Here is a 23312-nt window from a genome sequence, read left to right as displayed (position 1 = left end):
GTTCATTCAATCACTTCTGCGGGCGCCGGCGGTGCCGCCGGACGCGGCGGTCTCCGTAACCGGCCTCGTACGCGGCCCCGTACCGCTGCCTGCTGCAATCGTTCCATCGCCGCGGAGAAGGACAATGAGGCCAGCACAATGAAATACGGTGCGTAGAGATAAAGGAACCGGGCACGCGCCTCGAAAAGCAAAAGGAACAGGAGCAATCCGAGCAGTGCAATCCGCATTGCCGAAAGCTCCGGGCGCAGGAGGCGCGGCGTCCGCAGGAACAACGGCACGGCCACGAGGGCAAGGACCGCGAACCAGGTTCCCTGCCAGATGGAGAGCATCCACTGAAAGTTCGGACGGGTATTGCCGAACAGGTCCTGGATGCCTCGGTCGGCGGGGCGGGACGAAAGGAAATCCTCCCCGGTCAGCACTCCTTCGCCCCACGAGAAGAAGGAGCCGTCTCCGGTGATCCAAGCCAGCTTGTGGTGGAGGAAGACAACGTAGCCGCCCGGTCCCATGCCGGACACCCGGTTCTGGTAGGCCTGCAGGCCATTCCGGAATTTCTCCTCTTCACCGGTGATGGCAACCGTGCTTTGGTAATCATCCTCGTTGTACGAGCCGTAGTAGGGACCGTAGGGTCCCTGCGTGGAACCAGCACCGACCATCAGGAAATGGCCCAGGTTCATCGCATGGGGATTGTCTTCGATATCGAACGCAATGACCGGGGTCTGCTGCTCAAAGGCCGCAATAAGCCGGTTGCCGAGGATGAAGCTCCCGCCGGCAATAACCACTGCGAGCAGCAGGACCAGAGTGTTCTTCCGCCGGGCGAGCAGGCATACCGCCGTGATCCCGGCGGCCACCAGGCAGATCAGCACGGTGGGTTTGATCCCGTAGCCCACTGCGGCCACCGCGCCCGCAAGGATCCACAGCGGCACGCGGACGGTCAGTCTCGCCGAGCGTCGGGACGCCAGCAGCAGGCAGAGGATCAGGACAGTGAACAGCACACCCACGGTGTCCGAATACAGCACTCCCGCCCACGGGGAGAGGACCAGGAAAACGGTCGTCGGCACCAGCGAAACGGCGGCGGCTATCCGGCCACCCAACATGCGTACCGCGCAGTAGGTCAGCACCGTCCCGGCGAAGAGCACCAACCCGTTCAGGAATGCCGTCATCATTCCCAGGTCGTGATAACCAAGCGAGAGCGCCAGCTCGTAGTACGCCGCGACCAGCAGCACCAGGAGCACGTTGTTCGGGTTGGTCTCGAAATAGGGGGGTACGGAGTCTATCGTTTTGCCTGCCAGCCCGGCGGCGGCATCGGCGATTGCATACGCGTCCCAGTCCGGGGGAAGCCGGACGGCGTAGGCCACCCGCATCTGGATCCACAGCAGCAGTCCCCACACCGCTGCCCACGGCAGGTACGTCCAGGCGCGGTGCCGCGCAGCCGCCGGCGCCGCTTTCTGCAGCAGCCAGTACAGCCCGGCCATCAGCCCCGGCACCACTGCCGCGGCCAGCAGGGCCCACCCGGTATGGTACCGCGAAAAGCCGTAGTGCGGGTCCACCACGTTGGTCAGCAGGGCCCACAGGATCAACGCACACAGCACCAGACCGGCTGCTGCCGGCAAGCCCGCGAGCTGCGAGCGGGTTCGCAGCGACGCGGCATGACGCCATTGGGCGCCGTCGACGGTGTGTTGCGCAACGCCTTCTCCGGACATGGCTCACGAGTCCTTGCTGGGTGGGCGGGGGAGTTGGGTGGGCGGGGACTGGTTGCTACCCGGGCGGAACCCCGGTCCCACTATCCGGCCAGCAGCACCGCCACGGCTAGGCCCAGGCCGGATATCAGGGCCCACGAGGTCAACGCCGCTGCCGCCGCACGGACACCGGACGCAAAGAGCGTCCTCACCCGGACCCCAGCGCCCAGCGCAAACAACGCCGCGGCGAAGAGCAGTTCCTGCAGGACGGCGGCGGTTTCCAGCGCCGCCCCGGGCAGCACGCCCCAGGTGCGGACCAGGATCAGCGCGAGGAAGCCCAGGACAAACAAGGGGACCAGCGGCGGACGTTTGCCTTGCACCGGAAGCTGAGCGCGCCGGGCCCGCAGCCCGGCGGCTGCGGTCATCGGGGCCAGCAGCACCACGCGCGCCAGCTTCACGACGACGGCGGCCGCCAGCGCCGCGGTACCGGCGGTCTGCGCGGTGGCGACCACCTGCCCGACGTCGTGCACGGATGCCCCGGCCCAGGAACCGAAGACTTCCGCCGGCAGGCCCAGCATCCTCCCGGCCAACGGCAGCGCCGCAATGGCCAGCGTGCCGCAAAGCGTTACCAAGGCGACCGGCACCACCGTTTCTTCGGTGCGGGTCCTGCGGACTGCGGCCATCGCCCCGATGGCGGAAACACCGCAGATGGAGAAGCCGGCGGCGATCAGCACCGGTTCATCGCCCGGAAGGCGGAACAACCGGCAGATGACGTACGTACCCGCGAAGGCCGCCAGCACCAGTGCCACGATCAGGAGCAGCGCGGTCCACCCGAGTCCGGCGATATCGACCAGCGAAACCTTCAGCCCCAGCAGCACAATTCCAAGGCGCAGGAACTTGCGCGCGGCCAGGGCCAGTCCCGGTTTCCAGGGACCGGCGGCCATGGCCGCACTGCCGGGTATATTCGCCGCCAGCAGGCCCAGCACAACCGCAGCCGTCAGGACAGGTACCGCGGGCAGGAGCAGATGCACCAGGAAGGACGCGCCGACGGCGGCAGCCGCGGTCAGCAGTCCGGGGACAGTGCCGCGCAGGCGGTTCCATCGGGAGGACGGTGCGGGGGAGGAGGCAGCGGGGGATTCTGGCACGTCTACACCCTGCCGCAGTCGCGTCAGTTATCCAAAGCGCATCCAAAGCGCTCCGGCTTTCGGTGTCTCCGGCGCGGGCCTGGGCGCAGTGGCATACTGCTGCCACGGCCTGCGTTGCTACCATTGGGGCACCATCCTCAAGGAACCGGGAAGCACCCATGAGTTCGCAAGGCAACAGTGGAAGCGTCCCAGGCGTTTCCATGCAGCAGCAGGTCCTGGAGTCCCCGTGGCTATTCCCCGCGGAAGAGGTGGCCTCGGCGCTGGACACGAACCCGGATGCCGGGCTCGACGCCGGGGAAGTCCGGAACCGGCTGGACCGTTACGGGCCGAACCAGCTCGCCGAGGGTAAAAAAGTACCGGTGTGGCGGAAGATCCTGGCGCTGCTCTCGGACCGGCTGACCATCGTCCTGATCATCGCCGCGGTTGTCAGTGCCGTTGTCTCCCGCGAGTGGGAAACCCCGGTCGTAATCCTGCTGGTCATCATCCTCAATACCACCCTGAACTACGTGCAGGAGCAACGGGCCGAGAACAGCCTGGAAGCCCTGCGCAACGCGTCGGTGGACAGCTGCCGGGCGCTCCGGTCCGGCAACCCGGCGACGGTGGAGCGCACGGAGCTGGTGCCCGGCGACGTCGTGCTGCTGGAGGCCGGGGACAGCGTTCCGGCGGACGGACGGCTGCTGGAGGCCGTGCGCCTGCAGGTGGCCGAGGCGGCACTCACCGGCGAGTCCAAGCCCACCAACAAGGCGGCCGCCCCGCTTTCCGATCCGCAGCTGCCGGTGGCCGACCGGGTCAACCTGCTGTTCATGGATACGGATGTAACCCGCGGCCGCGGCGTGCTGCTGGTGACTGGTACCGGCATGGACACCCAGATCGGCACCATTGCGCATCTGCTGGGGAGCACCCGAGAGGAAAAGACCACCCTGCAGCGCAGCATCGACCAGCTCGCGCGGGTCCTGACCTACACCGCCTTCGCCGTCGTCACCCTCGTGTTCGTGCTGGGGCTGCTGCGCGGGGACAGCTGGGAAGACCTGTTCCTGACCGCCGTCTCGCTGGCCGTGGCCACCATTCCCGAGGGGCTGACCGCCGTCGTTGCCTTCACCCTCGCCATGGGCGCCTCCCGGCTCGCCGCGCGCGGGGCCATCATCAAGCAGCTGGCAGCCGTGGAGACCCTCGGCAGCACGTCACAGATCTGCACGGACAAGACCGGTACGCTCACCCTCAATGAAATGACGGTGCGGCGGTTGTACTCGCCCGCGGGCCGCAGGTTCCGGGTGACCGGGAACGGCTACTCCACCGACGGAAAGATCCTCAGCCCCGACGGGGAGGCCGCCCCCTTGCCCGCGGAGGCGTACATGGCCATGGCGCTGTGCAACGACGCCTCGGTCGAGGACGGCAGACTGACCGGCGACCCGACCGAGGGCGCCCTCGTGGTCCTGGCGGAAAAGGGCGGGATCGACGTCGCCGGCGCCCGGGCCACCCACCGGCGCGTCGCGGAAGTTCCGTTCGACTCCGACTACAAGTTCATGGCCACGTTCAACCGCCACGACGACGCCGCGGCCGCCGTGCACTGCAACGTCAAGGGAGCACCCGGCGTCGTCCTGGACCGGACGGCGTTCCTGCAGACCCCGGACGGCCTGATCCCGCTGGACCCCGAGGAACGCGCACGCATTTCCCGCGATGTGGAGTCCCTGGCCAACGCCGGCCTGCGGACCATGGCCGTAGCCGGCCGGGTGCTCGACGCGCCCCTGCCGTCCAGCCCGGATGCACTGTTTGCCGAGGCAGCCAACCTGGTGCTGTACGCCGTCGTCGGGATCCTGGATCCGCCGCGGCAGGAGGCAGCCGAAGCCATTGCCCGGGCGCGGGCCGCCGGAATCGACGTGCACATGATCACCGGGGACCATCTGATCACGGCCTCGGCGATTGCCAGGGACCTCGGGATCGAGGGCAGGGCCGCAGCCGGCACGGCGCTTGATGCCATGGATGATGACGAGCTGCGCAGGCAGGCGCCGCAGCTGGGGGTGCTGGCCCGGGTTTCTCCCGAACACAAAATCCGGATCGTGGAGGCACTTCAGGCGGACGGCTACATAGTGGCCATGACCGGCGACGGCGTGAATGATGCTCCGGCGCTGAAACGTGCCGATATCGGGATTGCCATGGGCATCACCGGCACCGATGTGTCCAAGGGTGCGGCCAAGATGATCCTCACCGATGACAACTTCGCCACTATTGTGGCGGCTGTCGAAGAGGGCCGCGGCATCTACGACAACATCCTGAAATTCGTCCGGTTCCAGCTGACCACTGCCTGGGGCTTCGTGCTGATTTTCCTTGCAGCGGCAACCTTCGGCTTCGCAGGAGGGGCGCCCTTCACCGCACTGCAGATCCTGTGGGTGAACATCATCATGGACGGTCCGCCGGCCCTGGCCCTGGGCGTGGACCGGACCGATCCGGAGGTGATGAAACGGCCGCCCCGGCCGGCCACCGAGCCCCTGCTGACGGGCCGGCGGATTGCCGTGCTGACAATGCTCGGCATCGTGATGGCGGTGGGCACGTGTACCGTCCTGGTCAATGCGCCCCGGTGGTTCCCCGAAAGCGCCGGCAGCACCAACTTCGCCACCACCATGGCCTTTACCACCTTCGTGTTCTACCAGGTGTTCAACCTGTTGAACGTCCGCTCCGAAACCGGCAGCATCTTCACCCTGCGGACCTTCACCAACCGCGCCATCTGGGTGTCCCTCGTGGCTGTGGTGGTGCTGCAGATCCTGGTGGTGCAGCTGAGCTTCTTCGCGGGAATCTTCGACACGGTGCCGCTGACATCGGCGCAGTGGTTCCTCTGCTTCGCCGTCGGCGCCACCGTCCTGGTGGTCTCCGAAATCGGCAAGGCCGTGCAGCGGCTGTCCGCCCGTCGTCGTCGGCCGGAGCCAACAACGACGGGGCGGAAGTCCTACCAGGGGGAGGGCTTGTAGTCCTTGAGGAAGACGCCGTACTGGTCTTCGCCGTTTTCACCCATCACGATCGGGTCGTAGACGCGGGCCGCGCCGTCGACCAGGTCCAGCGGGGCGTGGAAGCCTTCCTCCGCCAGGCGCACCTTGGTGGGGTGCGGACGCTCGTCGGTGATCCAGCCGGTGTCCACGGCCGTCATCAGGATCCCGTCCGTTTCCAGCATTTCCTCGGCACTGGTGCGGGTAAGCATGTTCAGCGCTGCCTTGGCCATGTTGGTGTGCGGATGCCCGGGTCCCTTGTAGCGGCGGGAGAACTGGCCTTCCATGGCCGAGACGTTCACGATGTACTTCCGCCGTGCCGAAGACGCCGCCATGGCGGGGCGGAGCCGGTTGACCAGCAGGAACGGCGCCGTGACGTTGCACAGCTGCACCTCGAGCATCTCCAGCGGGTCCACCTGGTCCACCACCTGCGTCCAGCTGTTAATCGGCGCCGTGTCCGGCACCAGCCCGCCGGCGTCGATCGCCGTTCCGGCCTCCATCCGCGCCAGCGAGGAAGAACCGGCGGTGAGCGCCAGGGCTGTGACGGCGTCGGCCGCCAGGACCGGATGCGCGGCGACTGACCCGGCCAGCGCCGTGGGGTGCGCGTCGTAGGTGTGCCCGAAGGTCACCAGCTCGGGCATGGGGCCGTCCGGCAGCGGCGCCAGTTCGGCGTCGGTCAGCGGCCGGTAGGCGTTGGAGGAACGCCGGACGGTCTGGGCGGCGTTGTTGATCAGGATGTCCAGGGGACCTGCCTCCGCCACCGATTCGGCCAGCGAGATGACCTGGGCCGGGTCGCGCAGGTCGATGCCGACAATGCGCAGCCGGTGCAGCCAGTCCGCCGAGTCTTCCATCGCGGCGAAACGGCGTGCCGCGTCCTTCGGGAAGCGGGTGGTGATGGTGGTGTGCGCACCGTCGCGCAGCAGCCGCAGGGCGATGTACATCCCGATCTTTGCGCGGCCGCCGGTCAGCAGTGCCCGCTTGCCGGTCAGGTCGGTACGGGCGTCCCGCTTGGTGTGGCTGAAGCCCGCGCATTCGGGGCAGAGCTGGTGGTAGAAGGCATCCACCACGGTGTAAGGCTGCTTGCAGATGTAGCAGTTGCGCGGCTTGAGCAGCGTGCCGGCGGACGGTCCGTGCGCAGCGGTGGTGAGCTGCGCCCCGCGGGTTTCATCATCAATCCGGTCAACGGCGCCGGTGGCGGTGAGGGCGACGACGGCGCGGTCCGCCTCTGCGATAGCGGAGCGCTTTTCGGTCTTCCGGTGCTTCTTCACGGACTTGAACATCTTGGCGGTGGCCCGCCGGACCGCGACGTAATCGGGGTTTTCTTCATCCAGGACATGGATGGAAGCCAGGACCTTCAGGGCTGTCTGGATTTCTTCCGGGCTTAGTTCAGGGGTGCTCATGGGGGCCTTTACGCTCATCGGCACCGGAGGATCCACAGTGCAGGCGCACCGTGTGCGCCCTCCGAGGATACCGGAGAAGACCGCAGGCACCCGTATCGAAGGCAGGGGCGCCGGGGAATCTCACACCCGGCGCCCCTGTTTCCTACCTGTTTTTTCAGGCCTCGGGGACGCGCTGTCCCTTGCTGAGCACGGTGAGGCCGGATTCGGTCACGGTGAAACCGCGGCTGAGGTCCAGTTCCCGGTCCACGCCAACCGTGGCTCCGGCGGGGATCCGCACGTTCTTGTCGATGATGGCGCGGCGGATGACCGCACCTTCACCCACATGCACCTTGTCCATCAGCACCGAGTCGGTCACCTCTGCGTTGGAGCCCACGTAGACGTCCTGCGCCAGCACGGAACCCGTTACAGTGCCGCCGGAGATGACCGTGCCGTCGGAGACGATCGAGTCGAAGGCGGTGCCGGCCTGGTCGGAGGCGCTGCGCACGAACTTGGCGGGCGGGGAGATGCTCTGCCGCGTGTAGATGGGCCACTTCAGGTTGTACAGGTTGAACGCCGGCAGGGGCGAGATCAGGTCCATGTTGGCGTCGTAGTAGGAGTCCAGGGTGCCGACGTCGCGCCAGTACTGGTGGTCGCTGCCCGTGGCACCGGGGATGATGTTGCGGGTGAAGTCGTAAACGGCGGCGTCTCCGCGTTCTACGAAGTAGGGAATGATGTCCCCGCCCATGTCGTGCTTGGTGACCAGGCGTTCCTCGTCCCACTGCAGCGCCGAGACCAGGGCATCGGTGTTGAAGACGTAGTTGCCCATGGAGGCCAGGAAGCTGCCCGGATCATCGGGCAGGCCCGGGGTGGTCTCCGGCTTTTCCACAAACGCAGCGATGCGCTCCGGGTTCTCGGAATCGGTTTCGATCACGCCGAACTGGTCAGCGAGGTGCAGCGGCTGCCGCACGGCGGCAACGCTCACCGATGCGCCGGAGGCAATATGCGCCTCGACCATCTGGGAGAAGTCCATGCGGTACACGTGGTCCGCGCCGATGACGACGACGATGTCCGGCTGGGCGTCCTCGATCAGGTTCATGGACTGGTAGATGGCGTTCGCGCTGCCGAGGAACCAGCTCTTGCCCACGCGCTGCTGTGCGGGCACGGAGGCTACGTAATTCTGCAGCTGGGTGGAAAGCCGCCAGGTTTCGGAGATATGCCGATCCAGGCTGTGGGATTTGTACTGGGTCAGGACCACGATCTGCAGGTACCCGGAGTTCACCAGGTTTGAAAGTGCGAAGTCGATGAGGCGGTAGCGCCCGGCAAAGGGAACCGCCGGTTTAGCCCGATCTGCTGTGAGCGGCATTAGCCGTTTACCCTCGCCGCCTGCGAGAACTACTGCCAGGACCTTCTTTGGCGCCATTGTGTTGAACCTCTTCCGAAAATAAGTCTACTGACTTCAGACTAGATCACTGGTTGCCCGGTGCACTACGTTGGTTTAGTGCGAGTAGATATTGTGTCGAAGGAATTCCCGCCGGAAATCTACGGAGGAGCAGGCGTTCACGTTGCCGAGCTCAGCCGGGTCCTGGCCGGAGAAGTAGATCTCCATGTGCATTGTTTCGGGGCCCCGCGCCCCGAAGATTTCCACGGAGCCAAAGTAAAAAGTTATGCGGTGCCGGCGGAACTGAAGTCCGCGAATCCTGCCGTGCAGACCCTCGGGACGGACCTTGAAATCCTGGGTGGACTGACCGGGGCGGACCTGGTCCATTCACATACCTGGTATGCCAATATGGCCGGTCATCTGGGCTCGCTGCTGCACGGCGTTCCGCACGTGCTCAGCGCCCACAGCCTGGAGCCGCTGCGTCCGTGGAAGGCCGAGCAGCTCGGCGGGGGATACGCCGTGTCCTCCTGGGTGGAGAAAACAGCCTACGAGGCAGCCGCCGCCATCATCGCGGTCTCCGAGGGCATGCGGCAGGACATCCTGCGCAGCTACCCGGACGTGGACCCGGAGCGGGTTCGGGTAGTCCACAACGGCATCGATGTGCAGCAGTGGCAGCCGGACATCGACCCCGACGGCGTCCGCGCCTTCGACATCGATCCGGACCGCCCCAGCGTGGTCTTCGTAGGCCGCAATACCCGCCAGAAGGGTGTGCCCTACCTGTTGCGCGCTGCGGCGCTGCTGCCGCCGGAGGTCCAGCTGGTGCTGTGTCTCGGCGCTGCCGACACGCCTGAACTGGCTGCGGAAACCGCCGTGCTGATCGAGGAACTGCGGCGCACCCGCACCGGCGTCGTGGTGATTGAGCGCATGCTGCCGCGCGCCGAGCTGATCAAGATCCTCTCCATCGCCACCGTGTTCGCCTGCCCCTCGGTCTACGAACCGCTGGGCATCGTGAACCTTGAGGCAATGGCCTGCGGCACCGCCGTCGTCGCCAGCGCCACCGGAGGCATCCCCGAAGTCATCGATACCGGCGTCACCGGGTTGCTGGTGCCCATCGAACAGGTCACCGACGGAACCGGCACACCGCTGGACCCGGAGAAGTTCGTGCGGGACTTCGCCGAGGCGCTGACCGAAGTGGTCACCGATCCGGCGCTGGCCCAGCGGATGGGCGAGGCCGGCCGCGCCCGGGCCACCGAGCAGTTCTCCTGGGAGTCCATCGCCGAGGCCACCCTCGCCGTGTACCGCTCTGTCCTGGCCTAGCTGACAACCGAAGGGCGCCGTCGCAGCTGCGACGGCGCCTTTTTGCTGTCCGGACCGGGGCCGGGCGACTCGCTCCGCCGCACAGGGTCCCACGGTTTGGTGCAGGTGTGGTTGGGGTGACCCCGGCAGGGAACACCGGTCCCACCTGGTGGGAGGCTGTGCCCGGATCGGGGCCCGGCGACTCGCTCCGCCGCACAGGGTCCCACGGTTTGGTGCTCCCGTGACTGCACACCGGGAGGGAACACCGGCCCCACCTGGTGGGACGCTGTGCCCGGATGGAGGCCCCGCGACTCGCCCCGCCGCACAGGGTCCCACGGTTTGGTGCAGGTGTGATTGGAGTGACCCCGGCAGAGCACACCAGCCCCACCTGGTGGGAGGCTGTGCCCGGACCGGGGCCGGGCGACTCGCCCCGCCGCACAGGGTCCCACAGTTTGGTGCACGTGTGATTGGAGCGACCCCGGCAGAGAACACCAGCCCCACCTACTGGGACGCCGTGCGGACTCTCAACCCCGCCCCCGGCCGGAACGCCGAAAGAGCGCCACCACACAGTGCGTGTGACGGCGCCCTTTCGACTGCCTGGCTATCAGCCGCCCGGACGGCCCGGCCTGCCCGGCTATCAGCTGCCCGGCTGCCCAGCCTGCCCAGCTGCCCGGCCTGCCCGGACGGCCCGGCTGCCCGGACCGCAGGAAACCTACTTCCGGGACTTCTTCTGCTCGGCCTTCCGGCGGGCAATCAGGACCTTTTCGTCCACCGGTGCGGCGCCGCTGGCACGCAGCAGGCGCTGGTACTCCATGGCCTCGTCCTGGCGGACCTTCTCTGCGCCCGTGGCAATCTTTGCCCGCAGGTGTTCCTGGCCGTAGCCGAACGAGTCAACCAGATCCAGGGCGTGCGGACGGATCTTGGCCAGCAGGCGGTTGATGTACGGACTCAGGGTGCGGGCGCGCTGTGCGGACAGGCGCCCGTTCATGAGGTACCAGCCCAGGTTCTTTTCAATCAGGCACAATCCGAACAGATCGCGGACCCAGGTCATGACCTGCCGGGTGCCGGCGTCCTCCATCCGGTCCAGGCCCCGGGTGAAGGCTTCCCACTGGAGCAGTTCTGCGTGGGCGCGCGCGGCCTGGATCAGGGCGTGCTGGTTCTCGTTGAACACGGCCGCACCCTTGTCCTTCGGCAGCCCGCGGGCTTCCTTGAGTGCAGTGGCAACCTCCGCCACCATGGTGCCGACGCGGTCCGCCAGCAGGTCATGCTGGGTGCGCGGATCGCGCAGCGCAATGGCGGATTTCTTCTCCGACCCGGAGTCACGGAAGGACTGTGCAATCCGGCGAAGGCCGGTGCGGTGCAGGGTCACGTCCGTGGCCTGTCCCACGACATAGCGGGCAAGGACACCGAAGTCGGCACCGGCGAATTCCTTGGCGTAATCGGCCAGCAGGCGCTTGGCAACCAGCTGCAGCAGCACCGTGTTGTCGCCCTCGAAGGTGGCGTAGATATCCAGGTCCGCACGCAGGGCGGTGAACCGGTTCTCGGCCAGGAACCCGGCGCCGCCGGTGGCTTCGCGGCATTCCTGCAGCGTGTCCAGGGCGTGCCAGGTGGACAGGGACTTCAGTCCTGCCGCAAGGGTTTCCAGGTCCTGGCGGTCTTCGTCGGTGTCATGGGCACCGGAGAAAACGTCGTCGAATTTGTGCAGCAGTTCCTCGTGCGCGAACGTTGCAGCGAACGTGGTGGCCAGCAGGGGCAGCAGGCGGCGCTGGTGCTGCTGGTAGTCCATCAGCACCTCTTCCTTGATGTCGGAGGCACCGTTGAACTGGCGACGCTCGGTGCCGTACTGGATGGCCGTCTTCAGCGCCAGCTTGCTCGCGTTGACAGCTGCGCCGTCGAGCGAAACGCGGCCCTGCACCAGGGTGCCGATCATGGTGAAGAAGCGGCGGCCGGGGCTCTCGATATCGGACGTGTAGGTGCCGTCCGCAGCGACGTCGCCGTACTTGTTGAGCAGGTTGGTCCGGGGGATGCGCACATTGGAGAAGTGCAGCCGGCCGTTGTCGATGCCGTTCAGGCCGCCCTTGATGCCGTCATCCTCGCCGCCGATGCCGGGCAGGAACCCGTTGTCGTCGCGAAGCTCGACATAGAAGGCATGAACTCCGTGGTCCACGCCCTGGGTGATCAGGTGGGCGAAGACGACTGCAGCCTTGCCGTTGACGGCGCCGTTGCCGATGTAGTCCTTCCACGCGGCCCGGAAGGGGGTGTTGATGATGAACTCTTCGGTCGCGGCGTCGTATTCCGCGGTGGTGGCGATGCTGGCGACGTCGGAACCGTGTCCGGTTTCCGTCATGGCAAAGCAGCCGGGAATTTCCAGGCTCATGATGCCGGGGAGCCACTTTTCGTGGTGCTCCCGGTTGCCCAGGTGCATCACGGCGGAACCGAAGAGACCCCACTGGACGCCGGCCTTGATCTGCAGGGACGGATCGGCCACCACAAGTTCCGTGAAGCCCGCGACGTTTGCGCCGTGGCTGTCTTCGCCGCCCACGTACTTGGGGAACGCGCCGTGGACGGACTTGCTCTCCACCAGGATCTTCAGCTGGTCCATGACCCGCTCACGGTGCTCGGTATACGTCAGCCCCGCGGGAGTCTGCATGGCTTCCATGCCGGCGATCTTGCGGGCCGCGAGCCGGTTGTCGGCCCATTTGCCAAGCAGGACACGGCCCAGCGCCTCAACGTCCACGACGGCGGCGTCGTTGTCGTTGATCGCTGCGCTGGCAGGCAGCTGCCGTTCGGTGGGGGAAAGTGTTTGCGTCATTGCGTTTCCTTCTCGTGGTTGGAGGGAGTAGCTGGAGGGGTCGGGAGCGGATGCCCCCGGTCGTAGCCGATGCCGTCAAAGAGCCAGGCGGTCAGCTGGTCGGTCATTTGTTCTTCGGTCGGCTTCCCGGGGCCTGGGGGAGCGGCAATCCAGCGCTCACCGGCTGCCCGGATCATCCCGAGTGCCGCCGTGGGCCAGTACTGCGCGGTAGCGCTGGCCTCGGGCGGAACCTCCCGGCCCGCCAGGTAGTGGCGCAAGGCCGAGTCCATCATTGCGGTGATGGCTTCGAAGAAGGAGGAGAGGGTGCTGTCGATCTGTCCCGGTCCGCCGTCGGCCAGCTGTCCGGTCACGAACAGGTAGACGTTGGGGGAGGTTTCGGCCATCTGCAGGTAGGCGGAGACCATCGCACGGAGCCCCGACCTGGCGGAGGGGGCGGTGCGGCCTGCTTCCAGGATCTTTTCCTGCATCCGGGCCACCGCCATTTCGCCCATGGCCTTCTGCAGTCCGGCCTTGTCCCCGAAGTAGCGGTAGAACACGGACTTGGATGTCCCGGAAGCGGCGGCAATCTCATCCATCGACGCCGCGCAGCCCAGGGTGTGGACGGCCCGGCGCGCCGTCTTGATGAGGGTACGACGGCGCTCGGCCCGGTGCGCTTCCCAGCGAAGGGCGCGGCCGTCCGCAGCCGCGGACGGCGCGGAAGGATCTTCAAGTGCGTTGTTCACGATACTGAGCGTATCAGGTACGCTGGGTTACAGTAACTGGCGTCACACCCACCCCCATGGACTCCCAAGGAGAACGACGAATGGCTGCACAGCCTGAACCCGCACGAGCTACACCCACGAACAACGGCGCCGGGTCTTCGGTGCGCAAGGCGGTGGTGATCGGCGGAAACCGCATTCCCTTCGCCCGCTCGGGCGGCAAGTACACGTACAGCTCCAACCAGGACATGCTCACGGCCGCCCTTGACGGGCTGATTGCCCGCTTCGGCCTGCAGGGCGAGCGGATCGGCGAAGTAGCCGGCGGAGCCGTCCTCAAGCACTCCCGCGACTTCAACCTGACCCGCGAAGCGGTCCTGGGATCGGCACTGTCGCCGGAAACCCCCGCCTATGACGTGCAGCAGGCCTGCGCCACGGGCCTCGAGACAGTGGTCAGCCTGGCAAACAAGATCAAGCTGGGACAGCTTGAATCCGCCATCGCCGGCGGCGTCGACTCCGCCTCGGACGCACCCATCGCCGTGAGCGAAGGCCTCCGCCGTGCATTGCTGGATCTCTCCCGCGCCCGGACCACCAAGCAGAAGCTGGCTGCGGTCGCGAAGATCCGCCCCAAGGACCTGTCCCCGAACGCGCCGTCCACCGGCGAACCGCGCACCGGACTGTCCATGGGCGAGCACCAGGCCCTGACCACCGCCCAGTGGAAGATCACCCGCGAGGCGCAGGACGAGCTGGCCTTCAACAGCCACCGCAACATGGCCGCCGCCTACGACCGCGGTTTCTTCGACGACCTCGTGACCCCGTACCGCGGCCTGGCAAAGGACGCTAACCTGCGCCCCGACACCACCATGGAAAAGCTTGCCAAGCTCAAGCCCGCCTTCGGCAAGTCCCTTGGCGACGAAGCCACCATGACCGCCGGCAACTCCACCCCGCTGACCGACGGCGCCTCCGTGGTGCTGCTGGGCTCCGAGGACTACGCCCGCGAACACGACCTGCCGATGCTGGCGAACATCGTGGATGCAGAAGCCGGCGCCGTCGACTTCGTGCACGGCAAGGACGGGCTGCTGATGGCTCCGGCCTTCGCCGTACCGCGTCTGCTGGCCCGCCACAACCTGACCTTCGACGACTTCGACTTCTTCGAAATCCACGAGGCATTTGCCGGCACCGTCCTCTCCACCCTGGCTGCCTGGGAGGATGAGGAATTCTGCCGCACCCGCCTCGGCCTGGATGCGCCGCTGGGCAGCATCGACCGCAGCAAGCTCAACGTCAACGGCTCCTCGCTGGCCGCCGGGCACCCCTTCGCCGCCACCGGTGGACGAATTGTGGCCTCGCTGGCCAAGATGCTGCATGAAAAGGGTTCGGGCCGCGGCCTGATCTCCATCTGCGCTGCCGGCGGCCAGGGACTCGTCGCAATCCTCGAGGCCCGCTGATCATGAGTGATACCTACCTGAACCTTGTGAACAGCGGTTTCACCAAGGAGCTGTCCAAGAAGCTCGGCCTGCCCCGGCCGGCCATCCTGCGCCGCTTCGACCCGTCCAAGCCCCTCGTGCCGGGCCCGGTGCTTGTGCTCGGCAAAAGCACTGCCGCCAACGAGCTCTCCCGGCTGCTCCTGGGCTGGGACCAGGACGTTCGCCGGCACGCCACGCCGAAGGAAAAGCTCGGCGCCATCCTGATTGTGCTAGACGACGCCGCGGCCCCTACGGACCTGGGCGAACCGACCCTGGCCGCAGGCGCAGCCCTGCGGGATCTGGCTCCCGGCGGACGGGTCGTCACCGTTTCCCGGCCCGCCGCTGAAGCCCAGGACCCGGCGGCCGCAGCGGCCCGCCAGGGTGTTGACGGCACGCTGCGTTCCATTGCGCACGAACTGCGCGGCGGTGCGACGGCCAACGGCATCGTGCTGGCCAACGGCGTGCAGGCGACGGCACCCTCGGTGGCGGCCGCACTGCGGTTCCTGCTTTCGGGCAAGAGCGCCTACGTCAGCGGTCAGTTCATCACCGTCGGTTCCGATGCCGGTGAGCTTCCGCAGGACTGGAACGCGCCTCTCGCCGGCAAGGTCGCCGTCGTCACCGGTGCCGCCCGCGGCATCGGTGCGGCCATCGCCCGCGTACTGCACCGCGACGGCGCCTCCGTGATCGTGGTGGACGTGCCGGCCGCAGGGGAGCAGCTGGCGAAGGTGGCCAACGAAATCTCCGGCACCGCGCTCCAGGTCGACATCACCCGCGAGGACGCCGCGGACCGCATCCTCACCCACGCCGTCGAACGCTACGGGCACCTGGACATCGTGATCCACAACGCCGGCATCACCCGCGACAAGCTGCTGGCCAACATGGACGAAGCCCGCTGGGGCTCGGTCATTGCCGTCAACATCGCCTCGCAGCTGCGGATGAACGAAACCTTCCTCGCCTCGGGCGGCTTCAGCCCGGAAGGCCGGATCGTTTCGCTGGCCTCCACCAGCGGCATTGCCGGCAACCGCGGCCAGACCAACTACGCAGCCTCCAAGGGCGGCGTCATCGGCATGGTCCGCGCCACCGCCCCGCTGCTGGCACTGCGCGGCGGTTCGATCAACGCCGTCGCTCCGGGCTTTATTGAAACCGACATGACCGCTGCAATTCCCGCGCTGACCCGGCAGGTAGCCCGCCGCCTCTCCAGCCTGCAGCAGGGCGGCCTGCCCGTGGACGTGGCCGAAACCATTTCCTTCCTCGCCTCCGACTCCGCGGCCGGCGTCAACGGCCAGGTAGTGCGGGTCTGCGGTCAGAACATGGTGGGCGCATGACCGACACCCAGCTGAGCGAGATCCCCACGCTCGGGCGGCTTTACGCAGGTGCGGTGGGAAGCGCGGCGAAGTCACGGCTGTCACCGTCGAAGGCCGCGGGGACGCTGACGGCGGACCGGCACGTGGTCCGCGGGGCGTCCGTGGACCTGGCCCGGCTCACCGATTTCCAGCGCCTGGTCCAGCACAGTGCCAGCGACTACCTGCCCACCGGCTACGTGCATACCTTCGCGTTCCCGGTGGCCATGAGCCTGATGGCGCGCGAGGACTTCCCGCTGCCCCTGCTGGGCATGGTGCACCTGCGCAATGAGGTGCAGCATCTGCGGCCGATCCACTACGGTGAAGCGCTGACGGTTACGGCGTGGGCGGAGAACCTCGCCGGGCACCGTGCCGGAACCCAGGTGGAACTCGTCGCCGAGGTCACCGTCGAGGCCGACGGCGGAACGGAAACCGTTTGGCTGGGCCGTTCGACCTATCTGGCCAAGGGCGTTTTCCTCCCGAAGTTCGACCGCCCGGACAAGTCTGCGGTGCGCGCGGAATTCGTTCCCCCGCTCCCGACGGCGCTGTGGCGCCTGGGTGCCGACGCCGGACGCAACTACGCCCGGGTCTCCGGCGACTTCAACCCCATCCACCTGAGCCGCCTGTCGGCGAAGGCGCTGGGCATGAAGCAGTCCCTGGCCCACGGCATGTACCTGGCCTCACGGGTGGTCGCGGATACCGTGCAGACCCACGAGGGCCCGTTCCAGTGGAGCATCGACTTCGAGGCTCCGGTGTTCCTCCCGGCCACCGTGGCCGTGGCCATCTCGGACGAGCAGACGCCCGACGGCTGGGCCGGCTCCACCTTCACAGGGTGGAACCCGCGTTCGCAGCGCCGCCACTTCACCGGGTCAGTAACTCCGCTGGCCGCAACCCGGGCCTGACCTCCCGGCCCCAGAGCCCGTCCGCCTCCGGCAGCGCCGGAAGCGGACGGGCTTTTGCGCGCCTGGTGCTAAAGTTCCCTCATGATTGATGCTGCCGGGCTGCTGGTTTCCGCCAAGGAACTCGATGCCGCGGACCCCCTCGCCGGATACCGCGAGCGGTTCCTGCCGGCGGAGGGAGTCCACGCATATCTGGACGGAAATTCGCTCGGCCGTCCGCTCCGTGCCACCGCCGTAAACCTGCAGGACTTCGTCTCCCGCCAGTGGGGCGGGCGCTTGATCCGCGGCTGGGATGAGGAATGGCTCGAGCTGCCCGGCCGGATCGGCGACGCACTCGGCGAGGTGGCGCTCGGTGCCGCCCCCGGGCAGTGCATCGTGGCGGATTCCACCACTGTGCTGCTGTACAAGCTGGCACGGGCCGCCGTCGCCGCCCGCCCCGGCCGCACCGAGATCCTGCTCGATGCCGACAATTTCCCGACGGACCGGTACGTCCTCGAAGGCGTGGCCCGCGAATGCGGGCTGACCCTGCGCTGGGTGTCCGCCGAGTACGCCGGCGGAGTGAGCGCCGAAGCCGTGGCGGCCTCCGTCGGCCCGCAGACAGCGCTGGCCGTGTTCAGCCACGTGGCCTACCGCTCCGGGTACCTCGCCGATTCAGCGGCAATCAACAGGATTGTGCACGACGCCGGCGGGCTGGTCCTGTGGGACCTGTGCCATTCGGTGGGTGCCGTTCCCGCCGAGCTGGATGCCGAGGGCGCTGACTACGCCGTCGGCTGCAGCTACAAGTACCTCAACGGCGGACCCGGTGCACCGGCCTGGGCGTACGTGGCTGCCCGCCATCAGGCGGACTTCTCCCAGCCCATCCAGGGCTGGCTGGGCTCGAGTGACCCGTTCGGCATGGCGCAGGGCTATGTTCCGGCCGAGGGCATCCGCCGCCTGGTCTCGGGCACCCCTCCCATCCTGGGCATGCTCGCCATGCAGGACATGATCGCCCTGCTCCGGGAGGCCGGCATGGAGGCCGTCCGCGCGAAATCGCAGGCGCTTACCGAATACGCAGTCACCGCCGTTGACACGCTGCTGGCTCCGCGCGGCGTTGTGCTGGCCTCGCCGCGCGATCCGGAGCGCCGCGGCAGCCACATCACCATCGACCATCCGAAGTTCAAAGCAGTGACCGCCGCACTCTGGGAGCAGGGGATCATTCCGGACTACCGTAATCCGGACGGCATCCGGCTGGGCCTGTCGCCCCTGTCCACGTCCTTCGTGGAGACGTTCACCGGAATCGAAGCGGTACTGGCCGGGCTGCAGGACTAACAGGCCTCACGCCTGGCCCGCTTTGACCGCCAGGACCGGGCAGGCAGCCTCCAGCAGCACGCGCTGGGACGTGCTGCCAAGGAAAAGCTTCCCCACCGGCGTCCGGTGCCGGATCCCCAGCACCAGCAACTGCGCTCCGTGGTCCTGGGCGGCCTTCAGGATTTCCTCCGAGGCATCAAAATCCCCTATGGGGTGAAGCAGGACATGGGAAACCCCGCTGCCCTGCAGGACACCGGTCAGCGTCTGCAGATAGTCCGGGGTATGTTCCGGCCGCGGTTTGCGCGTGCTCTCCACGTTGACCACCACGAGTCCGGTGGCCAGGTCCCGGGCCGCGCGGAGGGCGGCCCGCAGCGCTGTTTCCCCCTCCGGTGTGGGTACGTATCCGACGACGACGCTCATGGCTTCCTTCTTCCTGCCTGCTCCATCGCTGGCTTGTTCAACTCAGCTGCGTGGGGTCGCTGAAACGGGTTTTACGCGCCTTGACCGCCCGGTTCCAGATCCAGGTGAGCACCCACAGCGCCAGTCCGAGCAGCAGCAGCAACCCGGCAATCCGGTACTCGATGGCATCCTGCGCCCACGGGCCAAGCAGGAAGGCGCAGGTTCCGGCACCGATGAAGGGCATGATGCCGGGGGAGCGGAAGTGCGGCCGGTCGATGGGCGTCCGGCGCAGGACGATGCACGCGACGTTCACCACCGTGAAGACGGCCAGCAGCAGCAGTGCGGTCGTCCCGCCGAGTGCCGTTACCGTTTCCCGGCCCATGAAATTGGTGACCACAATGATCAGGCCCACCGCGATCGCCGTCGTAAACGCAATGGATGCCCAGGGAGTGCGGCGTCCGGGCAGGACCGCCGACAGCCCGCGGGGCAGGACATCCTGCTTTGCCATGCCGTAAAGCAGCCGGCTGGCCATCAGCATGTTGATCAGGGCGGTGTTGGCCACGGCAAAGATGGACAGGAACGGGTAAATAACGTCCACGGGAAGGTTGGGGGCACCGGCACGCACCACTTCCAGCAACGGGGTGGCGGACTCGGAGAGTTGGCCCACCGGCACCACGGCCACTGCCGCAATGGACACCAGCAGATAGACCGAAACCGTGATGGTCAGCCCGGTGAGCATCACTTTCGGGAAGATCCGGACCGGGTCGCGGGTCTCTTCCGCCATGTTCACCGAGTCTTCAAAACCGACCATGGAGAAGAAGGCCAGGGCGGTCGCTCCGGTAAGGGCCAGGAACACGCTCTTGCCGGTTTCGGTTTCAAACACGACCACCCGGGAGAAGTCCACGTTGCCCTGGCCCATGGCCCAGAACCCGATGGCGATCACGATCAGGAGCCCGGTCAGCTCAATGGCCGTCAGGACGATGTTGAACTTCACGCTTTCCGCGGCACCCCTCAGGTTCACCACGGCCAGCAGCAGCATGAAGGTCACAGCGACCGCGGTGACGCCGGTCTGCCCCCACCCAAGGTGAAATCCGACCATGAAGTTCTCGGCAAGGAACTTCGACGCCGTGGACGCGGAAGTAATGCCGGAGCACAGCACCCCGAAGGTCACGAGGAAGGTCAGGAAATGCACGCCGAAGGCCTTATGCGTGTACAGGGCTGCACCGGCGGCCTGCGGATATTTCGTCACCAGTTCCAGATAGGACAAGGCAGTAATCGTCGCCACCGCGAAAGCGAGCAGGATCGGCGCCCAGGCGGCACCGCCGATTTCGCCGGCCACCTGTCCGGTGAGGGCATAGACGCCGGTGCCCAGGATGTCGCCGACAATAAAGAGCAGCAACAACTTGGTGCCCATGACCCGCTTGAGCTCGGGCTGGACGGTTTCCGCCTTGATGTCAGCCATGGCTGTCCTTCCGGACGTTCAGGGATGCCGCGTTGGTCGGTATTCTGCGCGGTGGCGCCGTCTTTAGGCAATGGGGTGCGGTGACGGTTTATCCGGGTGCCGCCGGAATTACCCGGACCGCACCGATCCGCCGTCCCCGCACGCCCAGCACCTCGAGCCGGCACTCCGGGGCCTGCACCGCGTCACCCGGCCGCGCCATCCGGCCCAGCTGCTCCAGGATGTATCCGGCCACCGTTTCATACTGGCCCTCGGGCAGGCCGAGGCCCGTGAGCCGCTCGAACTCCTGCAGGATGAGCGCCCCGTCCACCACCAGCTGCCCCTTTTCCCTGCGGTAACGGTCCTCGGGGTCCCTGACTGTGTCGTACTCGTCGTAAATTTCCCCGACCAGTTCCTCCACCAGGTCTTCCAGCGTGACAATGCCGTCCGTGCCGCCGTACTCGTCCGCCACTATCGCGATGTGGCTGTTCTCCCGGCGCATCCTGCCCAGGGACGGAAGGACCGCTGCTGTCCCTGGCAGGAACAGGACCGGCCGCAGGATGTCGGCGACGGTGCGTTCATCCGGACCGGTCACGTCCGGGTCCGGCATCAGGTCCCGGACGTGGATGAACCCCAGGATGTCATCCACCGATCCGCCGGTGACCGGGTAGCGGGAATAGGGCTGGTACCGCACCCGGTTCCTTGCTTCCTCCAGGGGAAGGTCCGCCCGGACAAACACCACTTCGGTCCTGGGCCGCATCACCTCCTGCACCAGCCTGGTGCCCGCTCCGAAGACGTCTGAGAGAATCCGGCGGCTGTCCTCGGCAAGCATCGGACTCGCCGCCACCATGTCCCATAATTCCTGGCTGCTCACCGGCACGGTCCTGACGTTCGGATTTCCGCCCAGCAGGCGCACCACGGTATCCGTGGAAAAGGAAAGCAGCCGGATGACCGGGCGCATCAGCATGGCAAACAGGTTCAGGGCGGGGGAGAGGATCCGCGCATAGAGGACGGCGTTCTGCATGGCCAGCCGCTTGGGCACCAGCTCGGAGAACACCAGGGACAGGTAGGCCACGGCAAGGGTCAGCAGGATGAACGCGGTGGCCTCCGCCGCGGACTCGGGCAGTCCCCACTGCCGCAGCAGGGGCACAACCGCCGGCGCCAGTGCCGAAGCACCGTAAGCGGCCGAGAAAAAACCGGAGAGTGTCACACCGATCTGGATCGCGGACAGGAACAGGTTGGGGTTGCGGGCCAGCAGCGCCGTACGCCGGCCCTGCTTCCCGGATCGCTCGATGGCACTGATCTGGCTCTCGCGGAGGGACACCAGCGCCATCTCCGCGCCGGCGAAGATCCCGCCCAGCAGAATGAAGAAAACCACGAGCAGGAGATTAAAGACTCCGCTGCCGTCCATGGTGCGAGGGTACCGAAGGGCGGCAGGCGATGTGAGTCAAAGATCACACCGGACGGTTCCCGGCAAACAAAAAAGTCCTCCCGGAATCCGTAGATTCCAGGAGGACTTCGCTGTGCGCGGAGGGGGACTTGAACCCCCACCCTCGTTAGAGGACTAGCACCTCAAGCTAGCGCGTCTGCCATTCCGCCACCCGCGCTTGGGTGATCTCCACAGGCTTTTCAGTTGTTCAAAAGCTGTGGAAGCAACGGGAAAAACTCTAACACGGTTTAGGCGTGAACCACGAATCGGCCCAAGCCGGAGGCCTGTTGGCCTGCCGTTGCCGCGAAATGCGGCCCATCCTGCCGTTGCTCTGGCTAAGCTGGCTGCACAGTTCATCGAAGGAGAAGCACATGCCTACAGACCTCCGTGCCGAGCAGCCCCGCGCCGAAGACGAGGTGGCCCGGATCTGCCAGGAGCTCATCCGTTTCGACACCTCCAACTTCGGTGACAACTCCGGCCCAGGGGAGCGTGCCGCTGCCGAGTACACCGCCGGACTGATCGAAGAAGCCGGGTTGTCCGCCGATCTGTTCGAGTCAGCTCCCGGACGCGCGTCCGTAGTGACCCGGATGGCGGGCACCGACTCCTCCCTCCCCGCTCTCGTGGTCCACGGCCACCTTGACGTGGTTCCGGCCCAGAAAGCGGACTGGACGGTGGACCCGTTCAGCGGCGAGGAACGGGACGGGCTGATCTGGGGCCGCGGGGCCGTGGACATGAAGGACATGGACGCCATGATCCTGTCCGTAATGCGCTCCATGGCCCGCACCGGAACTCGTCCGCGGCGGGATATCGTCTTCGCGTTCTTCGCCGACGAAGAAGCCGGCGGCGACTACGGCGCACGCTGGGCGGTGGAACACCGCCCGGAACTGTTCGACGGCGCCACGGAGGCCATCTCCGAGGTGGGCGGCTTCTCGGCCACCATCGGCGGGAAGCGGACGTATCTGCTGCAGACAGCGGAAAAGGGCATCTCCTGGCTGCGGCTGGTGGCCCACGGCCGTGCCGGGCACGGTTCCCAGATCAACACCGACAACGCGGTCACCCGGCTGGCCCGCGCCGTCGCCAATATCGGCAGCCACCCCTGGCCCATCGAACTGACGGATACCACCCGCGCCTTCCTGGACGGCGTCACCGAACTGACCGGTGTCGAGTTCGACCCGGAGAACCCGGACCGGATCCTCGCCGAACTGGGCACCGTTGCCCGGTTCGTGGGCGCCACCCTGCAGAACACCTCCAATCCCACCGTGTTGAAGGCCGGGTACAAGCACAACGTCATCCCCGGCACCGCCGAAGCCCTGATCGATGCCCGGACCCTGCCCGGGCAGGAGGAACAGGTGCTGGCCAAGATCCGCGAACTTGCCGGCGAAGGCATCGACATCAGCTACGAGCACCAGGACGTGTCCCTCGAAGTGCCGTTCAAGGGCAACCTGGTCGACTCGATGATCTCCGCCCTGCAGGCGGAAGATCCCGGTGCTCCGGTGCTGCCCTACACGCTCTCAGGGGGCACGGACAACAAGTCCCTCAGCCGGCTGGGCATTACCGGGTACGGCTTCGCCCCGCTGCGCCTCCCGGCGGACCTGGACTTCACGGGCATGTTCCACGGCGTTGATGAACGGGTGCCGGTGGACTCCCTGAAGTTCGGCACCCGGGTCCTTTCCCGCCTGCTGACCGACTACTGATCCC

16 protein-coding genes and 1 tRNA gene are annotated in these 23312 nt (G+C 66.9%); 7 read left to right on the top strand and 10 right to left on the bottom strand.

The window, feature by feature from the left end; all coding sequences use genetic code 11:
• Positions 1-2: 2 nt before the first annotated feature.
• Positions 3-1700, bottom strand: a complete 1698-nt coding sequence (locus LOC56_RS08875) for a hypothetical protein (protein WP_229951920.1) — start codon at positions 1698-1700, stop codon at positions 3-5.
• 80 nt (positions 1701-1780) lie between these two features.
• Positions 1781-2821, bottom strand: a complete 1041-nt coding sequence (locus LOC56_RS08870) for a YeiH family protein (protein WP_442860089.1) — start codon at positions 2819-2821, stop codon at positions 1781-1783.
• 200 nt (positions 2822-3021) lie between these two features.
• Between LOC56_RS08870 and LOC56_RS08865 the strand changes: the two genes are divergently transcribed.
• Positions 3022-5784 carry a cation-translocating P-type ATPase gene (locus LOC56_RS08865; RefSeq protein WP_229951919.1) on the top strand — a complete coding sequence of 921 codons (2763 nt, stop codon included), beginning with the start codon at positions 3022-3024 and terminating at the stop codon, positions 5782-5784.
• Here LOC56_RS08865 and LOC56_RS08860 read toward each other — a convergent pair.
• Together LOC56_RS08860 and glgC are read right to left on the bottom strand one after the other, a co-directional pair.
• Positions 5763-7199: an SDR family oxidoreductase gene (locus LOC56_RS08860; protein WP_229951918.1), complete on the bottom strand. Its 1437-nt coding sequence runs from the start codon at positions 7197-7199 to the stop codon at positions 5763-5765. The genes LOC56_RS08865 and LOC56_RS08860 overlap by 22 nt on opposite strands.
• Positions 7200-7353: 154 nt before the next feature.
• Positions 7354-8598 carry a glucose-1-phosphate adenylyltransferase gene (glgC, locus tag LOC56_RS08855; protein ID WP_331460923.1) on the bottom strand — a complete coding sequence of 415 codons (1245 nt, stop codon included), beginning with the start codon at positions 8596-8598 and terminating at the stop codon, positions 7354-7356.
• A gap of 78 nt (positions 8599-8676) precedes the next feature.
• On the opposite strand from glgC, the gene glgA reads away from it, so the two are divergent.
• Positions 8677-9873, top strand: a complete 1197-nt coding sequence (gene glgA / locus LOC56_RS08850) for a glycogen synthase (RefSeq protein WP_229951917.1) — start codon at positions 8677-8679, stop codon at positions 9871-9873.
• Between the two features lie 691 nt (positions 9874-10564).
• Here the strand turns inward: glgA and LOC56_RS08845 are convergent.
• Entirely contained in the window at positions 10565-12664 is a 2100-nt protein-coding gene (locus LOC56_RS08845; protein ID WP_229951916.1) for an acyl-CoA dehydrogenase family protein, read from the bottom strand.
• Complete coding sequence (locus tag LOC56_RS08840) at positions 12661-13386, bottom strand: TetR/AcrR family transcriptional regulator (RefSeq protein ID WP_229951915.1); 726 nt, start codon at positions 13384-13386, stop codon at positions 12661-12663. Before LOC56_RS08840 ends, LOC56_RS08845 begins: the two co-directional genes overlap by 4 nt.
• Positions 13387-13466: 80 nt before the next feature.
• Here LOC56_RS08840 and LOC56_RS08835 point away from each other — a divergent pair, with 80 nt between their 5' ends.
• The 4 genes from LOC56_RS08835 to LOC56_RS08820 all read left to right on the top strand — a co-directional run bounded on the left by LOC56_RS08835 (position 13467) and on the right by LOC56_RS08820 (position 18369).
• Complete coding sequence (locus tag LOC56_RS08835) at positions 13467-14804, top strand: acetyl-CoA C-acetyltransferase (protein WP_229951914.1); 1338 nt, start codon at positions 13467-13469, stop codon at positions 14802-14804.
• Between the two features lie 2 nt (positions 14805-14806).
• Positions 14807-16147, top strand: a complete 1341-nt coding sequence (locus tag LOC56_RS08830; RefSeq protein ID WP_229951913.1) for a 3-oxoacyl-ACP reductase — start codon at positions 14807-14809, stop codon at positions 16145-16147.
• On the top strand, positions 16144-17064 hold the full coding sequence (locus LOC56_RS08825) for a MaoC family dehydratase (protein WP_229951912.1): 921 nt from the start codon (positions 16144-16146) through the stop codon (positions 17062-17064). The genes LOC56_RS08830 and LOC56_RS08825 overlap by 4 nt, the downstream gene beginning before the upstream one ends.
• Before the next feature lie 81 nt (positions 17065-17145).
• Positions 17146-18369 (top strand): kynureninase, encoded by a 1224-nt coding sequence (locus tag LOC56_RS08820; protein WP_229951911.1) that lies wholly within the window; start codon positions 17146-17148, stop codon positions 18367-18369.
• A gap of 6 nt (positions 18370-18375) precedes the next feature.
• Here the strand turns inward: LOC56_RS08820 and LOC56_RS08815 are convergent, their stop codons facing one another.
• The 4 genes from LOC56_RS08815 to LOC56_RS08800 form a co-directional block, all read right to left on the bottom strand.
• Positions 18376-18768 carry a universal stress protein gene (locus LOC56_RS08815; protein WP_229951910.1) on the bottom strand — a complete coding sequence of 131 codons (393 nt, stop codon included), beginning with the start codon at positions 18766-18768 and terminating at the stop codon, positions 18376-18378.
• Positions 18769-18805: 37 nt separating this feature from the next.
• Positions 18806-20209 carry an APC family permease gene (locus tag LOC56_RS08810; RefSeq protein ID WP_229951909.1) on the bottom strand — a complete coding sequence of 468 codons (1404 nt, stop codon included), beginning with the start codon at positions 20207-20209 and terminating at the stop codon, positions 18806-18808.
• Between the two features lie 88 nt (positions 20210-20297).
• Positions 20298-21596, bottom strand: coding sequence for a hemolysin family protein (locus LOC56_RS08805; protein WP_229951908.1), 1299 nt, complete (start codon positions 21594-21596; stop codon positions 20298-20300).
• A gap of 113 nt (positions 21597-21709) precedes the next feature.
• Positions 21710-21792 (bottom strand) — tRNA-Leu (locus tag LOC56_RS08800).
• 193 nt (positions 21793-21985) lie between these two features.
• Here LOC56_RS08800 and LOC56_RS08795 point away from each other — a divergent pair.
• Positions 21986-23308 carry a M20/M25/M40 family metallo-hydrolase gene (locus LOC56_RS08795; protein ID WP_229951907.1) on the top strand — a complete coding sequence of 441 codons (1323 nt, stop codon included), beginning with the start codon at positions 21986-21988 and terminating at the stop codon, positions 23306-23308.
• Positions 23309-23312 lie beyond the last annotated feature (4 nt).

The organism is Arthrobacter sp. zg-Y179 (assembly GCF_020907345.1).
Classification (GTDB): Bacteria; Actinomycetota; Actinomycetes; order Actinomycetales; family Micrococcaceae; genus Arthrobacter_B; species Arthrobacter_B jinronghuae.
Note: the sequence above shows the minus strand (reverse complement) of the source record. Positions and strands in the feature narration are given on the sequence as shown.